This window comes from Burkholderia sp. AU6039, from assembly GCF_002223365.1.
In the GTDB taxonomy this organism is placed as follows: domain Bacteria; phylum Pseudomonadota; class Gammaproteobacteria; order Burkholderiales; family Burkholderiaceae; genus Burkholderia.
The window spans coordinates 374036-388988 of record NZ_NKFK01000008.1; the positions used below are offsets into that span (position 1 = coordinate 374036).

The following is a 14953-nucleotide window of genomic DNA, read 5'->3' on the forward strand; positions in this document are numbered from 1 at the left end:
GGTCCTGTCACGAGGAGCCCCGGTGCCGCGGGTCGTACCACGCGGCACCGGGACGGGCGTCAAAGCTGGTACGCGTCGGCCCAGGTCCAGTGGTAGGACTTGAAGTCGGCGCGGCGCGACTTGAGCTCGGCGTCGCGCGCCTGTTGCTCGGGGCCGTCGGGCAGGTGGAACACGCCGCCGTTGCCGGCCGACGCGAGCTGGATCCGCGCGCTGCGGTCGATCCGCAAGCGCTGGTACTCGACCAGCGCGGCGCCGAGGGCGTCCTTCGACGCGAGCCCCGTCACGCACCGGCCGAGCACGACCGCGTCCTCGAGCGCCTGCGCGGCGCCCTGCGACTGGTACGGCAGCATCGGATGGCACGCGTCGCCGAGCAGGCATACGCTGTCCCACACCCAGCGCGTGAGCGGCTGGCGGTCGTGCAGCGACCAGCGGCTCAGGTCCGACGCGCAGCGGATCAGCCCGACGAGGCGCGGGTCCCAGCCATCGAGCTCGGCCTCGAGCGTCGCGCGGTCACCCTTGCTGCTCCACGATTCGCGCGTGCTGCCGTCGCCCGGCACGATCACGACGAGGTTCAGCAGCCGGCGCTCGCGCACCCAGTAATGGATCGCGTGCCGGCCGGGCCCGAGCCAGATCGTCACCTGCGGCTCCTTGACGATCTCGAACACGGGCGAGTGCGGATCGATCGCGTCGACGTCGATCAGCGCGCGATACGCGTCGTCGCCGCTGTAGTGCGGCGCATCGTCGCCGAGCAGCGCGTGGCGCAGCGTCGAGTGAATGCCGTCGGCCGCGACGACGAGATCCGCGCGCCAGCGCGTGCCCGCCGCATCGACGACGGTCGCGCCGTCCGGCCCGCACGCGTCGAGCCCGCGCACCGCGATGCCGCCGAGCACGGCGACGGGCGGGCCGGCCGTGTCCGGGTCGCGCACGGCGTCGAGCAGCGCGGCATGCAGGTCGGCGCGATGCGCGTTCCAGTAAGGCGCGTTGAAGGCGGCCTCGACGTCGTGGCCGAGCGGGAAGGAACCGAGCAGGCTGCCGTCCTGCCAGCGGCGGCGGATCGTCGCGGTCGGGGCGACGGCGGCCAGCCGCTGCCGGTCGAGCACGCCGAGCGCACGCAGCGCGCGCGTGGCGTTCGGCACGACCTGCAGCCCCGCGCCGACTTCCCGGAACGCCCGGCTTTGCTCGAGGACGGTGACGCGATGGCCGGCGCGGCGCAGCGCGAGCGCGGCGGCCAGGCCGCCGATGCCGGCGCCGACGACGATCGTGTCGAGTGACAGGGACGGTGTCATGGGCGAGTCCGCCGTGGGTCCGGAAGAGATCGGCATGGCGTCATAGCCCCGGCAGCACGTCGCGGGCGAACACTTCCAGGTTGTTGCTCATCAGCTCGTACGGCTGCGCACCGTAGTCGATGTGCCACAGGATCGCGTCGAGCCCGAGATCGGCTTCCAGCGCGCGGATGCGCTGGCGCACGGTGTCGGGCGTGCCGAGCACGGCGGTCGCGTCGAGGTCGGCCGTGTCCATGCCGCCCATCTTGTTCTTCATCGCCTCGTTGTAGCCCTGGTAGGCCGACGACTGCACCTGCTCCCACGACTTCGCGGCGTCCGCGAAATAGCGCCAGTGATGGCGCAGGCGCGGCTCCGCGAGCGCCAGCGCGTGCGCGTCCGACGTGCCGATCATCAGCGGGATGCTGATCGCGACCTGCGGCCGGCGGCCGGTGTGGCCGTGATGGCGCTCGAACGTCTCGCGATAGAGGGCCACCATGTCCTGCGTCTTCGCGAGCGCGTCCTTGCGCGGCGGCGCGGCCATCAGCAGGTTGAAGCCGCGTTCGCCGATCCACTCGAAGCTGGACGGCGTGAGCAGCGCGGCGACCCAGACCGGTGGACGCGGCTGCTGCGTCGGGCGCGGCAGCGATTGCGCGTCGCGGTAGCGGAAGAACGGCGTGTCCTCGCTGACCGATTCCTCGGCGAGCAGGCGCACCGTCGCGTCGATCGTCTGCTGGAAGCGTGCCTTGCTCGAATCGAGGTCGATGCCGAACGCCTCGAATTCGTACGGCAGGAACGCGCGCGCGAAGCCCAGCTCGAGCCGCCCGTTCGAGATCGCGTCGAGCTGCGCGGCCTCGGCCGCGAGCTGGATCGGATGATGGAACGACGCCTGGATGCCGCCCGTCATCAGGCGGATCGACTTCGTCTGCGCGGCCGCGGCCGCGAGGAACATCAGCGGCGACGGGCTGTAGCCGCCATACGGCTTCAGGTAGTGCTCGGTCATCTTCACGTACGTGTAGCCGAGCCGGTCCCCCAGCGCGCTGAGCTTCAGCGCGTTCGCGTAGTAATCGGCCGCCGGGCGGTCGGCCGGGCCGGTATCGGGCAAAAAGGACACGCCGAACTTCATAGACACCTCACAGGTTGATGTGCTGCCGTTGTCTGCAAAGGGGAACCGATGCCACGTCGAATGCGTCCCCCGGTCGGGAAACAGGATCGCTCGCAATGTACTTGCAAGGATGATCCAATCATAGGATGATTGGGTCTATGCAAGTCTTACACGACGCAAGATTTGCTGCAAGCGTTGCTCGGTTGTTGCTCCAGTTCCGCCCGCAAGCGGGCACTCCGGGGGCAGGCTGAAGTCGCACGGGCCGGCCTCTCCATTTCTGGCGAGGAATCAAGGATGGACGCTCTTCTATCGGTTTCTGGCAAGGCGCTCAGGATGCGGCGGGTGGTGCGTGCCGCGTCGGGCAAGTGTCTGATGGTGCCGCTCGACCATTCGCTCGCGGACGGGCCCATCGCCCCTCCGCAGCAGTTGCGGCAACTGGTGGGCGACATCGCCGCGCACGGCGGCGACGCGATCGTCGTGCATCGCGGCCGCGCACGCTTCCTGTCTCCCGACGTGCTGAGCGATCTCGCGCTCGTCGTGCACCTGAACGGCTGCACGCGCTACGCGGAGGACGTGAACGCGAAGACGCTGTTCGCGAGCGTCGAGGATGCACTCGCATGCGGCGCGGACGCGGTCAGCGTGCACGTGAATCTCGGCTCGAAGACGGAAAACCAGCAGCTGCTCGACCTGAGCCGCATCGCGACCGAGTGCGCGCGCTGGTCGTTGCCGCTGCTCGCGATGATCTATCCGCGCGGCCCGGGCCTCGGCGATCGTCCGCAGACCGAACTGATTGCCCACGCGGCGAACGTCGCGGCGGATCTCGGCGCCGACATCGTCAAGCTGCCGTACAGCGGCGACGCCGCGAGCATGGCCGACATCATCGCCGGCTCGTCGCTGCCGGTGCTGGTCGCGGGCGGCGCGAAGCTGCCGGAAGACGAGTTCGTCGCGTTCACGTCGCGCGTGATGAACGCGGGTGCGCTCGGCATCGCGGCCGGTCGCAACGTGTTCGCCGCGCCGAAGGCCGCACCGCTGATCCGCCGCCTGTCCGACGCCGTGCACGGTGTCGAGCGGCGTGCCGCGCACCTGGCCGCCTGAGCCGGTGCGCCGGGCCGTCGCGCCCGGTTCATTCCGACCGTAGAGGATTTCCATGCATCGCTATCCGTGGATCGACCTGCGCGCGCTCGGCGCGCAGGCAGGCACCGTCGCGGCCGACGCAGCGAGGGCCGGCGCGTGCCGTTTCGTGGTGGCCGAGGCCGAGCGCGACACGTGCGCGCCCGGCGCGGCGGCGCAACTGTCCGTATCGACGCCGGGCGTCGCAACGCTGGTCGACGACGTGCATGCGCCGCTCGCAGGCGTTCGCGTGAGGATTGACGGCGCGGCCGATTTCGATGCCGTGCGCACCGCGATCGCGCGGCACGCGCTCGTCCTGATCGACTACGCGCTCGCGACCACGGTGCCGCTCGAGCGCCTGCTCGCGAGTGTCCGCGAGGCCGCGTGCCGCATCGTCGTGTCGCTGGCCGATCCGCACGGCGCGGCCTACCTCGCGCGCAAGCATGCGCAGTCGCCGGTCGACATCGCGTTCGCCCCGCGCGACGCCGCCGCGTTGCGTGGCGTGCTGGCCGCATGCGGCGAGCTGCGCGCACGCGAGCCGCTGAAGCTGAAGACATTCGAGGTGCAGCGCGTCGAGCCGCTCGGCACCGGGCTGCATGCGGTGATCGACGGCTGTTCGCAGCTGGACGGCGAAGAGTGCGTGCTGGCCGGCGCGAGCGCGACCAGCATGCTGCTCGTCGTCGCGGCCGGCGCCGCGCACCCGCTGGGCCGGCCGCTCACGTTCGGCATCGACGCGGGTTCGGCCGAATCGTTCGTGTTCTGCGGCGGCGACCGCGCGCGCCAGCTTTCGCTCCTGCGTTCCGGCGAGCGGATCCTGACGGTCGGCGCGGCCGGCGACACGCGCGCGATCGTGGTCGGCCGCGTGCGGATCGAATCCGCGCCGCTCGTCGCACTGCACACGCGCAGCGCGTCCGGCGCGAACACGCGTGTCGTGATGCGCGGCGACCGCGCCGTACGGTTCCGGACCGACGACGGCGCGCGCGTCGGTCTCGCCGATGTCGCGCCCGGCGTCCGGCTTGCCGGCTACGAACCGGGCGCCGGCTGGGTGGATTGCCGGATGAGGGCCGCCGCGTCGCGTTCGGTCGTTTCCGTCAGCCGCTAGTTTCATCCTGTCACTCAACCTGCGTTATCCCCTTCGAAGGAGATTGGCCTTGAAGAAGCTTTCCTGGATTGACCTGCGCAACATCGGCGAGCTCGCGGACGAGATCACCGAGGAAGCGCTGCATGTCGGCGTGTCCGCATTCGTCGTGAAGGATGCGGCGCAGGCCGGGCGGCTGCCGCCCAGCGCGTGCAAGGTCGCGGTCGTCGATCGGCAGCCGGCCGATACCGCGCTGCTCGAGCAGGTGCAGATCATCCTCGTGAAGGATGGCCTGCCCGTCGATTTCGCGGTGCCGGATGGTGTCGAACTCGGCGTGTTCATCGAGGTGACGGGCGAGGCGACGCTCACGCGCGCCTGCGAGCTGTCGACCACGACGCCGTGGCTGCTCGTCGAATTCCTGCAGGACCCGAGCAAGATCCCGCTCGAGATCCTGCTGGCCGCTGCCGATCAGGCGTCGGGCGAGCTGATCACGGTCGTCGCCGACCTGGAGGATGCGGAGGTCACGCTGAACGTGCTGCAGCGCGGCCCCGAAGGCGTGCTGCTCACGCCGACGCAGGTCGGGCAGGCCACGCAGCTCGTGTCGATCTGCAGCGACACGGTCGAGGATCTGCAGCTCGAGGAAATCGAGATCGTCGGGCTCACGCACCTCGGGCCGGGCGAACGCGTGTGCGTCGACACCTGCTCGCGCTTCGAGCAGGACGAGGGCATCCTCGTCGGCTCGTATTCGACCGGCATGATCCTCATCAGCAGCGAGACGCACCCGCTGCCGTACATGCCGACGCGCCCGTTCCGCGTGAACGCGGCCGCGCTCCATTCGTACGTCGTCGCGCCGGACAACCGCACGCGCTATCTCGCCGAGCTCGAATCGGGCGCGGAGATCCTCGCCGTCAACGTGCAGGGCAAGGCGCGCCGCGTCGTGGTCGGGCGCGCGAAGGTCGAGACGCGGCCGCTGCTGCTGATCGAGGCGAAGAATGCCGCCAATCGCGCGATCAACATCATCGCGCAGGACGACTGGCACGTGCGCGTGCTCGGGCCGAAAGGCAGCGTGCACAACATCACGGAGCTCAAGCGCGGCGACCGCATCCTCGGCTACACGCTCGATGCGCAGCGCCACGTCGGCTACCCGATCCGGGAATTCCTGCACGAGCAGTGATCCGCATGCTTCATTGACGATGCGATCGCCCGGTGCGTCACGTGCCGGCGCGGTCGGCTCATGTTCAGGAGTACTTTATGGAAAATGCGGCAAAACAGGTGCTGGATACGCTGTTCGGACGGTGGCGCAGCCGGATCCTGTATGCGGGCACGCGGCTCGGCGTGTTTGATGCGGTCACCACGGATGCGCCGGTGTCGTCGGCCGCGCTCGCGGCGAAGCTCGATGTCGACGAGCCGCTGCTGTACCGGCTGCTGCGCGCGCTCGCGTCGCTCGGCCTGCTCGACGAGGACACGCGCCGCGGCTTCCGGGCCACCGCGTCGGGGGCGCTGCTGCATGCGGACGCCCCGAGCACGCTGCGTGATTTCGTGCTGCTGCAGGAAGGGCCGGAGCATTACGCGATCTGGGCGCATCTGCCCGACATGGTGCGCGAGGGGCAGCAGAACGGTTTCGTCCGCGAGTTCGGCGCGATGGCGTTCGACTATGCGAAGGACCACGAACGCTACCGGACCGATTTCAAGCGCGCGATGTCGAGCTTCTCGACCGTACAGTCGGAACAGGTGGTCGATGCGCTGCGCGACGTCACGTTCGCGCCGGGCACGCATGCGTGCGACATCGGCGGCGGCCAGGGGCACATGCTGTGCAGCCTGCTGCGGCGATTCCCGTTGCTGACCGGCGTCGTGTTCGACCTGCCCGAAGTGATCGACGGCGATGCGGACGACTGGGCGCAGCGCATGGGTGTGAGCGCACGCTGCAGCAAGACGGGCGGCAACATGTTCGACGCGGTGCCGGCGGCCGACGTCTACTTGCTGAAGCTGATCCTGCACGACTGGAACGACGCCGAGTGCGTGGCGATCCTCAAGCGGGCACGCGAAAGCGCCCGGGACGGCGCACGCGTGTTCGTGATCGAACGGGTCGTGCCGGCGCCGGGCGTCGCGCATTTCTCGAAGCTCTACGACATCCACATGATGTGCTGGGGCAGCGGCCGCGAGCGCACGCGGGACGAATACGACGCGCTGCTCGGCGCCGCCGGCTGGCGGCCCGCCGGAGTCCGCTCCGCGCCGGACGGGCAGATCGACGTGATCGAGGCCGTCGCCTCGTAGCGCGCTGGGTGCGACGGGCGCGTCAGGCGGCGGGCGTCTCGCGGGTTTCGAGCCAGGTCATTTGCGGCTTGAGGATCGCGAGCGTCGCGCGAACGGCCTTGTTCTCGTCGCGCTGTTCGATCGCGTCGAGCACCGCCTGGTGCGCTCGCATGTCCGGTTCGGGGATCTCGGCCTCGTCGAGTTCGACGAGGATGTCCTCGACGTTCGCGAGGATCGAGCCCGAGAAGTAGCGATACAGCGCTTCGAGCGCGTGATTGTGCGATGCGGCGGCCACGGCGATATGAAACGCGCGGTCACGCTCGACGAACTTCTTCACGTCGCGCGACGCTTCGCGCTCGCCACGCGCCTTCAGCAGCTTGCGCAGCGTCGCGAGATCCTCGTCCGTGCGCCGGCGCGCCGCGTAGCGCGCGCATTCCGTTTCGAGCATGCACTGCAGCTCGAGATGGTCGCTGCGCGCGGCGCGATCGACGTCGCGCATCGTCTCGGCCGGATCGACATTGCGGCGCACGTAGGTGCCGTCGCCCTGGCGCACTTCGAGCACGCCGGAATACGCGAGCGTGCGAACCGCCTCGCGCACCGTGTTGCGCCCGACCTCGAGCTGTTTCGCGAGATCGAGCTCGGTCGGAATGCGCTGACCGACGCGCCAGATGCCGGAAGTGATATTGGATTTGAGGATATCGATCGCCGAATCGACGAGCGAGTGTCGGGTGGCCGGGGGCAGGCTTGACATTGCGTGTTTCGCTTGAAGCTTGAGGGTGTCGCTATCCTATCATCCGATCAATCGTTTAGTCGTTCAGGATAACGACATTCAAACGTGACATTTTGTTAACGTCAGACGAATAAACCTGCGGCCGTCAGTTGCGTGCCGCGCATTCGTTGATTGCTTCCGCCGGCATTTACCTGCGCTGCGTCGGCGTAAATGATTCCCATTCGCTGTTCAGTCGAGGTCGCCGTTGCAAGAGCGGCCCGTCTTCCGACTCGAGGGCGCGGCATATCCGCCGACGTCCGTCTCCGCTTTCCGGATAACCCGAGATGAATCGATCACACACCGGCCGCCGTGCGCGGCCAGGATTTCCGTTGCCGCGCGCGGCGTGGCGGCGCGTACCGGGCTGGGCGGCCGCACTGGCCTGTGCGACCGCGATGCCGGTTGTTGCTTCGGCGCAGGATGCGCGGGAGGCGGGCGAACCCGCGGCGGATGCCTCGCTGCTCGCGCCGATCGTCGTTGACGGGCGACGCGAGACAGGTGTCGGCCCCGTACAAGGCATCGCGGCCGACGTGTCGCGCGCGGGCACCAAGACCGACACGGCGATCGTCGAGGTGCCGCAGGGCCTGTCGGTCGTCACGCGCGAGCAGATGGACCGGCAGGACGTGCACAGCGTCGGCGACAGCCTGCGCTATACGCCGGGCGCCTACGCGGATTCGCGCCCCGGGGGCGTGCTCGAAAGCGTGTTCCTGCGCGGTTTCGGTGGCTTCGCGGCGGCGGCGATCAATCCTCAGATGCTCGACGGCCTGCCGTTGCCGAAAGGCGTGAACTGGGCCGCGAGCGTCGTCGATCCGTGGACGCTCGAACGCATCGACGTGCTGCGCGGCCCGGCGTCGGTGCTGTACGGGCAGGCGAGCCCGGGCGGCATCGTCGACATGGTCAGCAAGCGGCCCACGCGCGATGCGCAGCACCTGCTCGCCGTGCAGACCGGCAACCGCGATCGCGATCGCGGGCAGCTTGCATTTGACTTCAGCGGGCCCGTGACGAAAGACGGAACATGGCGCTACCGGATCGACGGCCTCGCGCGCCGTGCCGACGAGCAGATCGATTATTCGCGGCAGCAGCGGATCGTCGTCGCGCCGTCGCTGACGTGGCAGCCGAACGCCGATACGCGTTTCACGCTGCTGGGGTCGTTCCAGCGCGATCCGCACAACAACTTCGCGGGCTGGCTGCCGGCCGTCGGTACGCTTTGGCCGGATTCGGGACGGCGGATTCCGACGCACTTCTTTCCGGGGCTGCCGGGGTTCGATACGTACGACCGAACGCAGGCGATGATCGGCTATGCGTTCGAGCATCGTTTCAATTCGACGTGGAAGGTTCGGCAGAACGTGCGCTATACACATCTCGATGTCGACTTCGCGGGTGCGGCGGTCAATTTCGTCGCGCCGTATCTGGCGTCGGGCGTGCTGAACCGTTCGCTGTCGTGGTCGCGCGAGCACGTCAACCATCTCGCGCTCGACAACCAGGCCGAGATGCGCGTGATGGCGGGGCCGGTCGAGCATACGGTGCTGGCCGGGCTGTCGTATGAGCATGCGGTGGCGAATCTCGTCGGCTCGGGCTTCGGCGCGGCGCCGCCGCTCGATACGCGGGCGCCCGATTACGGGCAGCCGTATGCGGTGCCGCCGGTCGCGCAGCAGACGCGGCAGACGCCTGACCGGATCGGCGTCTATCTGCAGGATCAGGTGCGTTGGGATCGGTGGGTGTTCACGCTCGGCGGCCGCGAGGAGTGGTCACGCACGACGACCGACGACCTGCTGCGGTCCGCGAGCGTGCGGCAGAGTACGCGGGCGTTCACGGGGCGCGCGGGGGCGGTCTATCTGTTCGATAGCGGCTTTGCGCCGTACATGAGCTATTCGACTTCATTCGAGCCGGCGCTCGGCACGCGTTTCGATGGTCAGCCGTTCACGCCGACGAAGGCGAAGCAGTTCGAGGTCGGGTTGCGTTATCAGTCGCCGGACCGGCTGCAGAACGCGTCGATCGCGGCGTTCGATATTCGCCAGCGCAATGTCCTGACCGCTGATCCGGAGCATCCGTTCTTCAGCGTGCAGACGGGCGAGGTGCGATCGCGCGGGATCGAGCTGGAAGGGCGGGCGCGTGTGTGGAAGCAACTGGATGTGATTGCTGCGTACACCTATCTTGATACGACGGTGCAGGCCGATACGGATCCGACCGTGGTCGGCAAGCGCGTGGCGGCGGTGCCGCGCCATCTCGCGTCGCTTTGGCTGGACTATGCGGTTGAGCGGCCGGGGTTGCGCGGGTTGAGGGTCGGTGGTGGTGTGCGTTATGTGGGGCGCAGCGCGGGTGACAACGTCAATACGTTCGATGTGCCGGCTGTCGTGCTTTTTGATCTCGGGCTGTCGTATGACCTTGGAGTCGAAAGGTCCGCGTGGAAGGGATGGCGCGTTGCGGCGCATGTGAACAACCTGTTCGACCGGACTTATGTGTCGTCGTGTTTTTCAGCGGGTGGGTGTTTCTATGGCACGCGGTTGATGGTGACGGGGGATGTTAGTTACCGGTGGTGATCGGACGGTGGGTGGGGGTGTTGCGATGCTGGTGCGGGCTGTGCACGTGCGATTGGCCCGGCCGCACTGCCGCCCGGATACACTGACGCCTTCGCCGTAGGCATCGCGGCTGCGTAGGCCGTCGGCTGCGGATTCGTGGAGAGATCAACCATGAGCATCGTCGTTCGCCGAAACCGGATCGCCGTTCATCTGTGCCGGGTGCTGGCCTCGGGCGCGTTGATCGCTTCCGTCGTCGGCTGTGCGGCGACAGCGGTCGACGACACGTCCATCGCGCCGGATCTGCATGAAACCGTCGTCAAGGTTCCTGTAGATGAAGGGGCGAGCACGCGCGACATCGTCGCCACCACCTACATGCCGGACGGCCCCGGACCCTTTCCGCTGATCGTGCTGAGCCACGGCAGCCCGCCCGATCCGCGCGACCGGCCGAAGGTGCGCCGCTATCGCGCGTTGCCGCAGATCCGGACGTTCGTGAAGCTCGGCTTCGCGGTCATCGTGCCGATCCGTCGCGGGTACGGAGCGACGGGCGGGGTCGATGAAGAGGATGCGGGTTCGTGCCGGCATCCGGATTATCTTGCTGCGGGGCAGCAGGCGGCGCGCGATGTGTTGGCGGCGGTGCGGTATGGGCAGACGTTGCCTCAGGTGGATCGAAACCGTGTCGTGCTGGTCGGGCAATCGGCGGGCGGCTTTGCTTCGCTGGCGGCGGCGAGCTACGCGCCGCACGGGGTGGTCGCGGTCGTGAACTTCTCGGGTGGGCGTGGGGGGAACCCGACGACTCATCCCGGCATGCCTTGCGATCCGAAGCAGATGGCCGACACGATCGGGCATTTCGCGAGTACGACACGGGTGCCGGTGCTGTGGCATTACGTGCAGAACGACAAGTATTTCGCGCCGGAGGTCGTGGCGACGTGGTTTGCCGCGTTTCAAGGGGCGGGTGGGCGCGGGCAGATGGTTGTCGAGCCGCCGTTTGGCAAGAACGGGCACGGGATGTTTGCCGTTAAGGAGGCGATACCGATCTGGTTGCCGCACTTTGAGGCGTTTGTGGGGCCGTTGGTGGTGGTGAAGTAGGGGGATCGGGTAAGTGGCCGATTTGATTCAAAGGTGACCGAATCGTACTGCAGTGAACCGGCATCACCCAGTTGTGGTCTCGACCGTTGGTCGAACAGAAGACGTCACGTTGGATGTCGGGACCGCTGGAAAACTCGTGCAGCCAAAGTGGGAGGGTTTCCTGCGCAAGCCTCGCAATCTGCGTGTCGCTGGACCATATAATGACCTCGCGGCTTGGCAGCTTCGGGGGCTCGACTTTCTGAATTGTCACGGCAATAATGCAAGACGACGAAATTGAAGAAGATGGCTTTCGCTGTGACCGCCCTTGGGGCTCGGGTATGTTGCACGTAAAATGAATTGTCGAAATCGATGATCTACGAAAATCAGCGATTTGTTCGCGAATCAGATCGTTCGGCAGGAGACGCTGGACCGAACTAATGGTTTGATCTCACGCTGTTCCTCAAAAGTAAACGAATTGACAAGAGGAAGTGCATGCAACCACAGTACATTCCAATTGGAGTTCTCTTCGCGCATGGTATTCGCCACACAGTTCCGCTTTTTCAGCGTCCTTATGTTTGGGATGAGGAGAACCAGTGGCAACCGCTGTGGGAAGATATTTCTGGATTGCTTGACAGAATCGAGCGCGGAAGCGGCAAATCCGCAATTCCTGGGCACTTTCTCGGCACAGTCGTTCTCGAGCAAACGCCAAATGTGACAGGCAGTCTTCCCAGGCGAGAGGTCATCGATGGACAGCAGAGGCTGACGACACTTCAGATTGTGTTGAAGGCCGCAGAGCATGCCTTCGAAACTATCCTTGCAAGCGTCGAAGACGCATCGAAACGGGCCGTGGAAGCTGCTCATCGGCAAATCTCCGCCCTGACGATCAATCCCGGTTGGGTTGAGGAAGAAGAGCAGTACAAGGTTTGGCCCACCAACGAAGACCGTGCTCCTTTCGTCGCCGTGATGAGTTCGTCCGCGTCAGACGACTATTCTGCTCCCGTAACGCAGATGGCAAGAGCATATGCTTTTTTCAGGCAGACGTTCCAAAGTTATCTCACTGAATCCGAACGCGTTCCGCGCGTGCAACGACTGGCTGCTGCGCTCAAGGATCATCTTCGCGTCATCGTTCTCGATCTTGACAATAGCGACGAGCCCCAAGCGATATTTGAGACGCTGAATGCGCATGGCACGCCGCTTTTGCCCGCCGATCTGATCAAGAACTGGGTACTGTGGGAAGCTAACCGTCAAAATCTGGACGCCTCAGCGCTATATGAGAAACACTGGAGAATATTCGATCGGGACCATGAATATTGGCGCAAGGTAGTTGGTACCGGACACGCTGCGAGACCTCGGGTCGATACTTTCCTGCAGAACTGGTTGACGAAAGAGACGCTGACGCCGATATCGACTAAGCACTTGTACGACAAGTTTCTGCAGCACGTCGAAAGTTTGAGGGTGGCTTCGCCAGATCAGAAGGTCGACATTCCAAAACTTATGTCAGGGATCCACGCGGACGCACTTCGTTATCTGCGCATCTCCGATCCACAAGGAAGCTCGCGTTTCGACGAATTTTTGCGGCGCCTTCGTGCTCTAGACGTTGTGGTATTCCATCCCCTCCTGCTAGCTCTTCTGGGTAGACCCGGCATTACAGACTCGAATCTTGACGAAGCTGCAATCGTGCTTGAAAGTTATCTCGTTAGACGCATGATATGTGGATATCAGACGCGAGGTTATGGTGGTCTGGTCACTTCTTTGATGCTATCCCTTCAAGTTGCAAATGATGGAGACGTTGTTACCGTACTGCGTCGCGATCTTGCAGTTGGTGACGGATGGCCCAGCGATTCAGAATTTAAGCGGGAGTGGTTGAACAGAAAGTTCTACGGCATGTTCCGTCGCGATCGCGTTGTTATGATCCTCCGGGCCATTGAGGAAGCGTATCAGCATCGCAATTCCAGGGCTGAGCCGGTCTTATCCTTCAATTTTGCGAAACTCGAGATTGAGCACATCATGCCCCAGAACTGGGTGGAACATTGGCCTCTTAAAGCCGGGGAGAGTCTGGATGAGCGAGCGCGCGTAATACAAGGAATCGGAAATCTCACCCTCGTAAGTCAGAAACTTAACGGAAGCTTGTCGAATGCACCATGGAATAAGTTGCCCGGCAACGATGTCAAGACGAAGCGTGATGCTCTGGAGGAGCACAGCAAGCTGGAACTGAACCGATTGCCGCTGAAGACATACGTTGACTGGGACGAAAAAGCGATTGCAAAGCGTGCCGAAGTACTGTTCGAAGAAGCGCGTGCTATCTGGCCACTGTAGGATCTCCCTTCTAATCGTTCAGCGATGCCTTCGACGCTTGCGATCGTGATGCTGCGGCCGTTCGGCCGCAGCATCACATGTGACAGTTTGGGGTTGATCATTTTCCGATTTTATCGAACATAGACGACCCAATATTGTCTTTTTGGTTTTCTCGTTATCCGATTTCTGGATAGCGATAATTTCCGATTCACATGTGGTTATGACTTTTTTCCTATTGAATCGATCAATGGTCACGCGTCCTGCTCGGCGCCACGAATTTTCGCGACGCTAGTTGGTCGTAGTAGTGGAACTCTGTCGCGCAATGATTTCTACCTTGGCGAGGTAAATGAACGTGGGTCTTTAAAATAAAATATACCATATTATCATGCTAAGAATTAGGAAAGGAGTGTTGCTGATTTTGTAGCCATATCCATTGCAAGACGACCCAGAATAACCAGCACAGCACTACAAGCCAAAGAAGCGTAATGTTCTTTCCATAGTAACAAGCGGCCGCAGAGAGTGAACCCGCATTGAGAGCGAAAGATCGAAGTTCGTCAAAAAATTGCCTCTTTAAGTACTGTGGAGACTTGCGACCTTTTCTTCTTTTGGGCGGGCGAATACTTAACAACCAAGCTATGAAGAAGAGCGCTACTGCTGCGAGGACAGGCCAAAATACAGTGCGACTGTCTGCCAGGGCAAGCAATGCTTGACCTTCGTGCGAAGGTAATGGTCCGAAAAGAAGAGCGGGGTTTTCAATCACCCGGCTCACAACAACAACGCTAACAGTAACTGCCCAGATGGCGGCATTTGCAAACAAAGGAATAAGTAAATCTCTAATCCAAGGGTCGGGATCTTCGTTTTCGAACATATAATATTGCCTTTTATTTTATTAAAAAATAAACGTTAAATTTTAAACTGTGACGATCGCCATGTGCTCGTCTGATTTTACCTTGGCATCCAAGAGGCGAGCAAGGTGATCGGAATGCGTGTTGGTTGCATGACGGAGTCGATCATCTGGATTTTACGTAAACTATTTGCTGGATGGGGCCTCGAGATGGGATAAGAAATTTTGCTCATAAACTCTCGAAATACGCAGGCGCGCGCGAGGGAATCGCGATGAAACGTGCGCTCGGCCTCAAGCTCTTCGAGAAGTACCGTCTAGCTTGACTGCGGGGTCGGATCGCCTGAATTCGATCACCTCGTGTAGCCGCGGCCCGATTGGCTTTGATTTAGGCTTCGCCATCGACTGTTCTCTTGTGGTCGATTACCGTTCTTTGCCAATGATTCCCGAAATCGATGAAAACCGGAAACTCATTCTCCGAGGCGGGATCCATACGATGAACATAAAAGCCGTGTTCTTCGACGTAAGCGAAACGTTGGTCGATGAAACTCGCGATTGGAGCGAGTGGGCCGACTATCTCGGCGTTTCGCGTTTCGCGTTTCGCGACTCGCGTTTCACGCGTCTCTCCGGGCAGTGATTGAGTGCGGTGAGCATCATCGTCG

At 63.8% G+C, this 14953-nt stretch carries 12 protein-coding genes; 8 read left to right on the forward strand and 4 right to left on the reverse strand.

Annotated elements, in window-relative coordinates; all coding sequences use genetic code 11:
• Nucleotides 1-59: 59 nt before the first annotated feature.
• The gene (locus CFB39_RS37320) at nucleotides 60-1286 is read right to left on the reverse strand and encodes an FAD-dependent monooxygenase (protein ID WP_089476797.1); all 1227 of its coding nucleotides are present in this window, start codon (nucleotides 1284-1286) and stop codon (nucleotides 60-62) included.
• Between the two features lie 40 nt (nucleotides 1287-1326).
• Complete coding sequence (locus tag CFB39_RS37325; RefSeq protein ID WP_254600128.1) at nucleotides 1327-2373, reverse strand: LLM class flavin-dependent oxidoreductase; 1047 nt, start codon at nucleotides 2371-2373, stop codon at nucleotides 1327-1329.
• A 285-nt stretch (nucleotides 2374-2658) separates the two neighbouring features.
• Between CFB39_RS37325 and CFB39_RS37330 the strand changes: the two genes are divergently transcribed.
• The 4 genes from CFB39_RS37330 to CFB39_RS37345 all read left to right on the forward strand — a co-directional run bounded on the left by CFB39_RS37330 (nucleotide 2659) and on the right by CFB39_RS37345 (nucleotide 6826).
• Nucleotides 2659-3459, forward strand: coding sequence for a 2-amino-3,7-dideoxy-D-threo-hept-6-ulosonate synthase (locus CFB39_RS37330; protein ID WP_089476799.1), 801 nt, complete (start codon nucleotides 2659-2661; stop codon nucleotides 3457-3459).
• Nucleotides 3460-3511: 52 nt separating this feature from the next.
• Complete coding sequence (locus CFB39_RS37335) at nucleotides 3512-4576, forward strand: 3-dehydroquinate synthase II family protein (RefSeq protein ID WP_089476800.1); 1065 nt, start codon at nucleotides 3512-3514, stop codon at nucleotides 4574-4576.
• A 49-nt stretch (nucleotides 4577-4625) separates the two neighbouring features.
• Nucleotides 4626-5726, forward strand: coding sequence for a 3-dehydroquinate synthase II family protein (locus tag CFB39_RS37340; protein ID WP_089476801.1), 1101 nt, complete (start codon nucleotides 4626-4628; stop codon nucleotides 5724-5726).
• A 77-nt stretch (nucleotides 5727-5803) separates the two neighbouring features.
• A complete protein-coding gene (locus CFB39_RS37345) occupies nucleotides 5804-6826 on the forward strand; it encodes a methyltransferase (RefSeq protein WP_089476802.1) in 1023 nt (340 codons plus the stop codon).
• 22 nt (nucleotides 6827-6848) lie between these two features.
• Here the strand turns inward: CFB39_RS37345 and CFB39_RS37350 are convergent, their stop codons facing one another.
• On the reverse strand, nucleotides 6849-7556 hold the full coding sequence (locus CFB39_RS37350; protein WP_089429489.1) for a FadR/GntR family transcriptional regulator: 708 nt from the start codon (nucleotides 7554-7556) through the stop codon (nucleotides 6849-6851).
• A gap of 302 nt (nucleotides 7557-7858) precedes the next feature.
• On the opposite strand from CFB39_RS37350, the gene CFB39_RS37355 reads away from it, so the two are divergent.
• The 3 genes from CFB39_RS37355 to CFB39_RS37365 all read left to right on the forward strand — a co-directional run bounded on the left by CFB39_RS37355 (nucleotide 7859) and on the right by CFB39_RS37365 (nucleotide 13471).
• The gene (locus tag CFB39_RS37355; protein ID WP_256991556.1) at nucleotides 7859-10111 is read left to right on the forward strand and encodes a TonB-dependent siderophore receptor; all 2253 of its coding nucleotides are present in this window, start codon (nucleotides 7859-7861) and stop codon (nucleotides 10109-10111) included.
• Nucleotides 10112-10261: 150 nt separating this feature from the next.
• Nucleotides 10262-11176: a S9 family peptidase gene (locus CFB39_RS37360; RefSeq protein WP_089476804.1), complete on the forward strand. Its 915-nt coding sequence runs from the start codon at nucleotides 10262-10264 to the stop codon at nucleotides 11174-11176.
• Nucleotides 11177-11647: 471 nt separating this feature from the next.
• Complete coding sequence (locus CFB39_RS37365; RefSeq protein ID WP_089476805.1) at nucleotides 11648-13471, forward strand: DUF262 domain-containing protein; 1824 nt, start codon at nucleotides 11648-11650, stop codon at nucleotides 13469-13471.
• 367 nt (nucleotides 13472-13838) lie between these two features.
• Here CFB39_RS37365 and CFB39_RS39925 read toward each other — a convergent pair whose 3' ends face one another.
• Nucleotides 13839-14318, reverse strand: a complete 480-nt coding sequence (locus CFB39_RS39925; RefSeq protein ID WP_144030375.1) for an MFS transporter — start codon at nucleotides 14316-14318, stop codon at nucleotides 13839-13841.
• 295 nt (nucleotides 14319-14613) lie between these two features.
• On the opposite strand from CFB39_RS39925, the gene CFB39_RS39930 reads away from it, so the two are divergent.
• Nucleotides 14614-14928, forward strand: a complete 315-nt coding sequence (locus CFB39_RS39930) for a hypothetical protein (RefSeq protein ID WP_144030376.1) — start codon at nucleotides 14614-14616, stop codon at nucleotides 14926-14928.
• The last annotated feature ends 25 nt before the right edge of the window (nucleotides 14929-14953 follow it).

Excerpts from the sequence above, each read along its gene's own strand:
- CFB39_RS37320 (WP_089476797.1), bottom strand. The coding sequence starts at position 1,286 with ATGACACCGTCCCTGTCACTCGACACGATCGTCGTCGGCGCCGGCATC.
- CFB39_RS37330 (WP_089476799.1), top strand. The coding sequence starts at position 2,659 with ATGGACGCTCTTCTATCGGTTTCTGGCAAGGCGCTCAGGATGCGGCGG.
- CFB39_RS37335 (WP_089476800.1), top strand. The coding sequence starts at position 3,512 with ATGCATCGCTATCCGTGGATCGACCTGCGCGCGCTCGGCGCGCAGGCA.
- CFB39_RS37345 (WP_089476802.1), top strand. The coding sequence starts at position 5,804 with ATGGAAAATGCGGCAAAACAGGTGCTGGATACGCTGTTCGGACGGTGG.
- CFB39_RS37350 (WP_089429489.1), bottom strand. The coding sequence starts at position 7,556 with ATGTCAAGCCTGCCCCCGGCCACCCGACACTCGCTCGTCGATTCGGCG.
- CFB39_RS37355 (WP_256991556.1), top strand. The coding sequence starts at position 7,859 with ATGAATCGATCACACACCGGCCGCCGTGCGCGGCCAGGATTTCCGTTG.
- CFB39_RS37360 (WP_089476804.1), top strand. The coding sequence starts at position 10,262 with ATGAGCATCGTCGTTCGCCGAAACCGGATCGCCGTTCATCTGTGCCGG.
- CFB39_RS37365 (WP_089476805.1), top strand. The coding sequence starts at position 11,648 with ATGCAACCACAGTACATTCCAATTGGAGTTCTCTTCGCGCATGGTATT.
- CFB39_RS39925 (WP_144030375.1), bottom strand. The coding sequence starts at position 14,318 with ATGTTCGAAAACGAAGATCCCGACCCTTGGATTAGAGATTTACTTATT.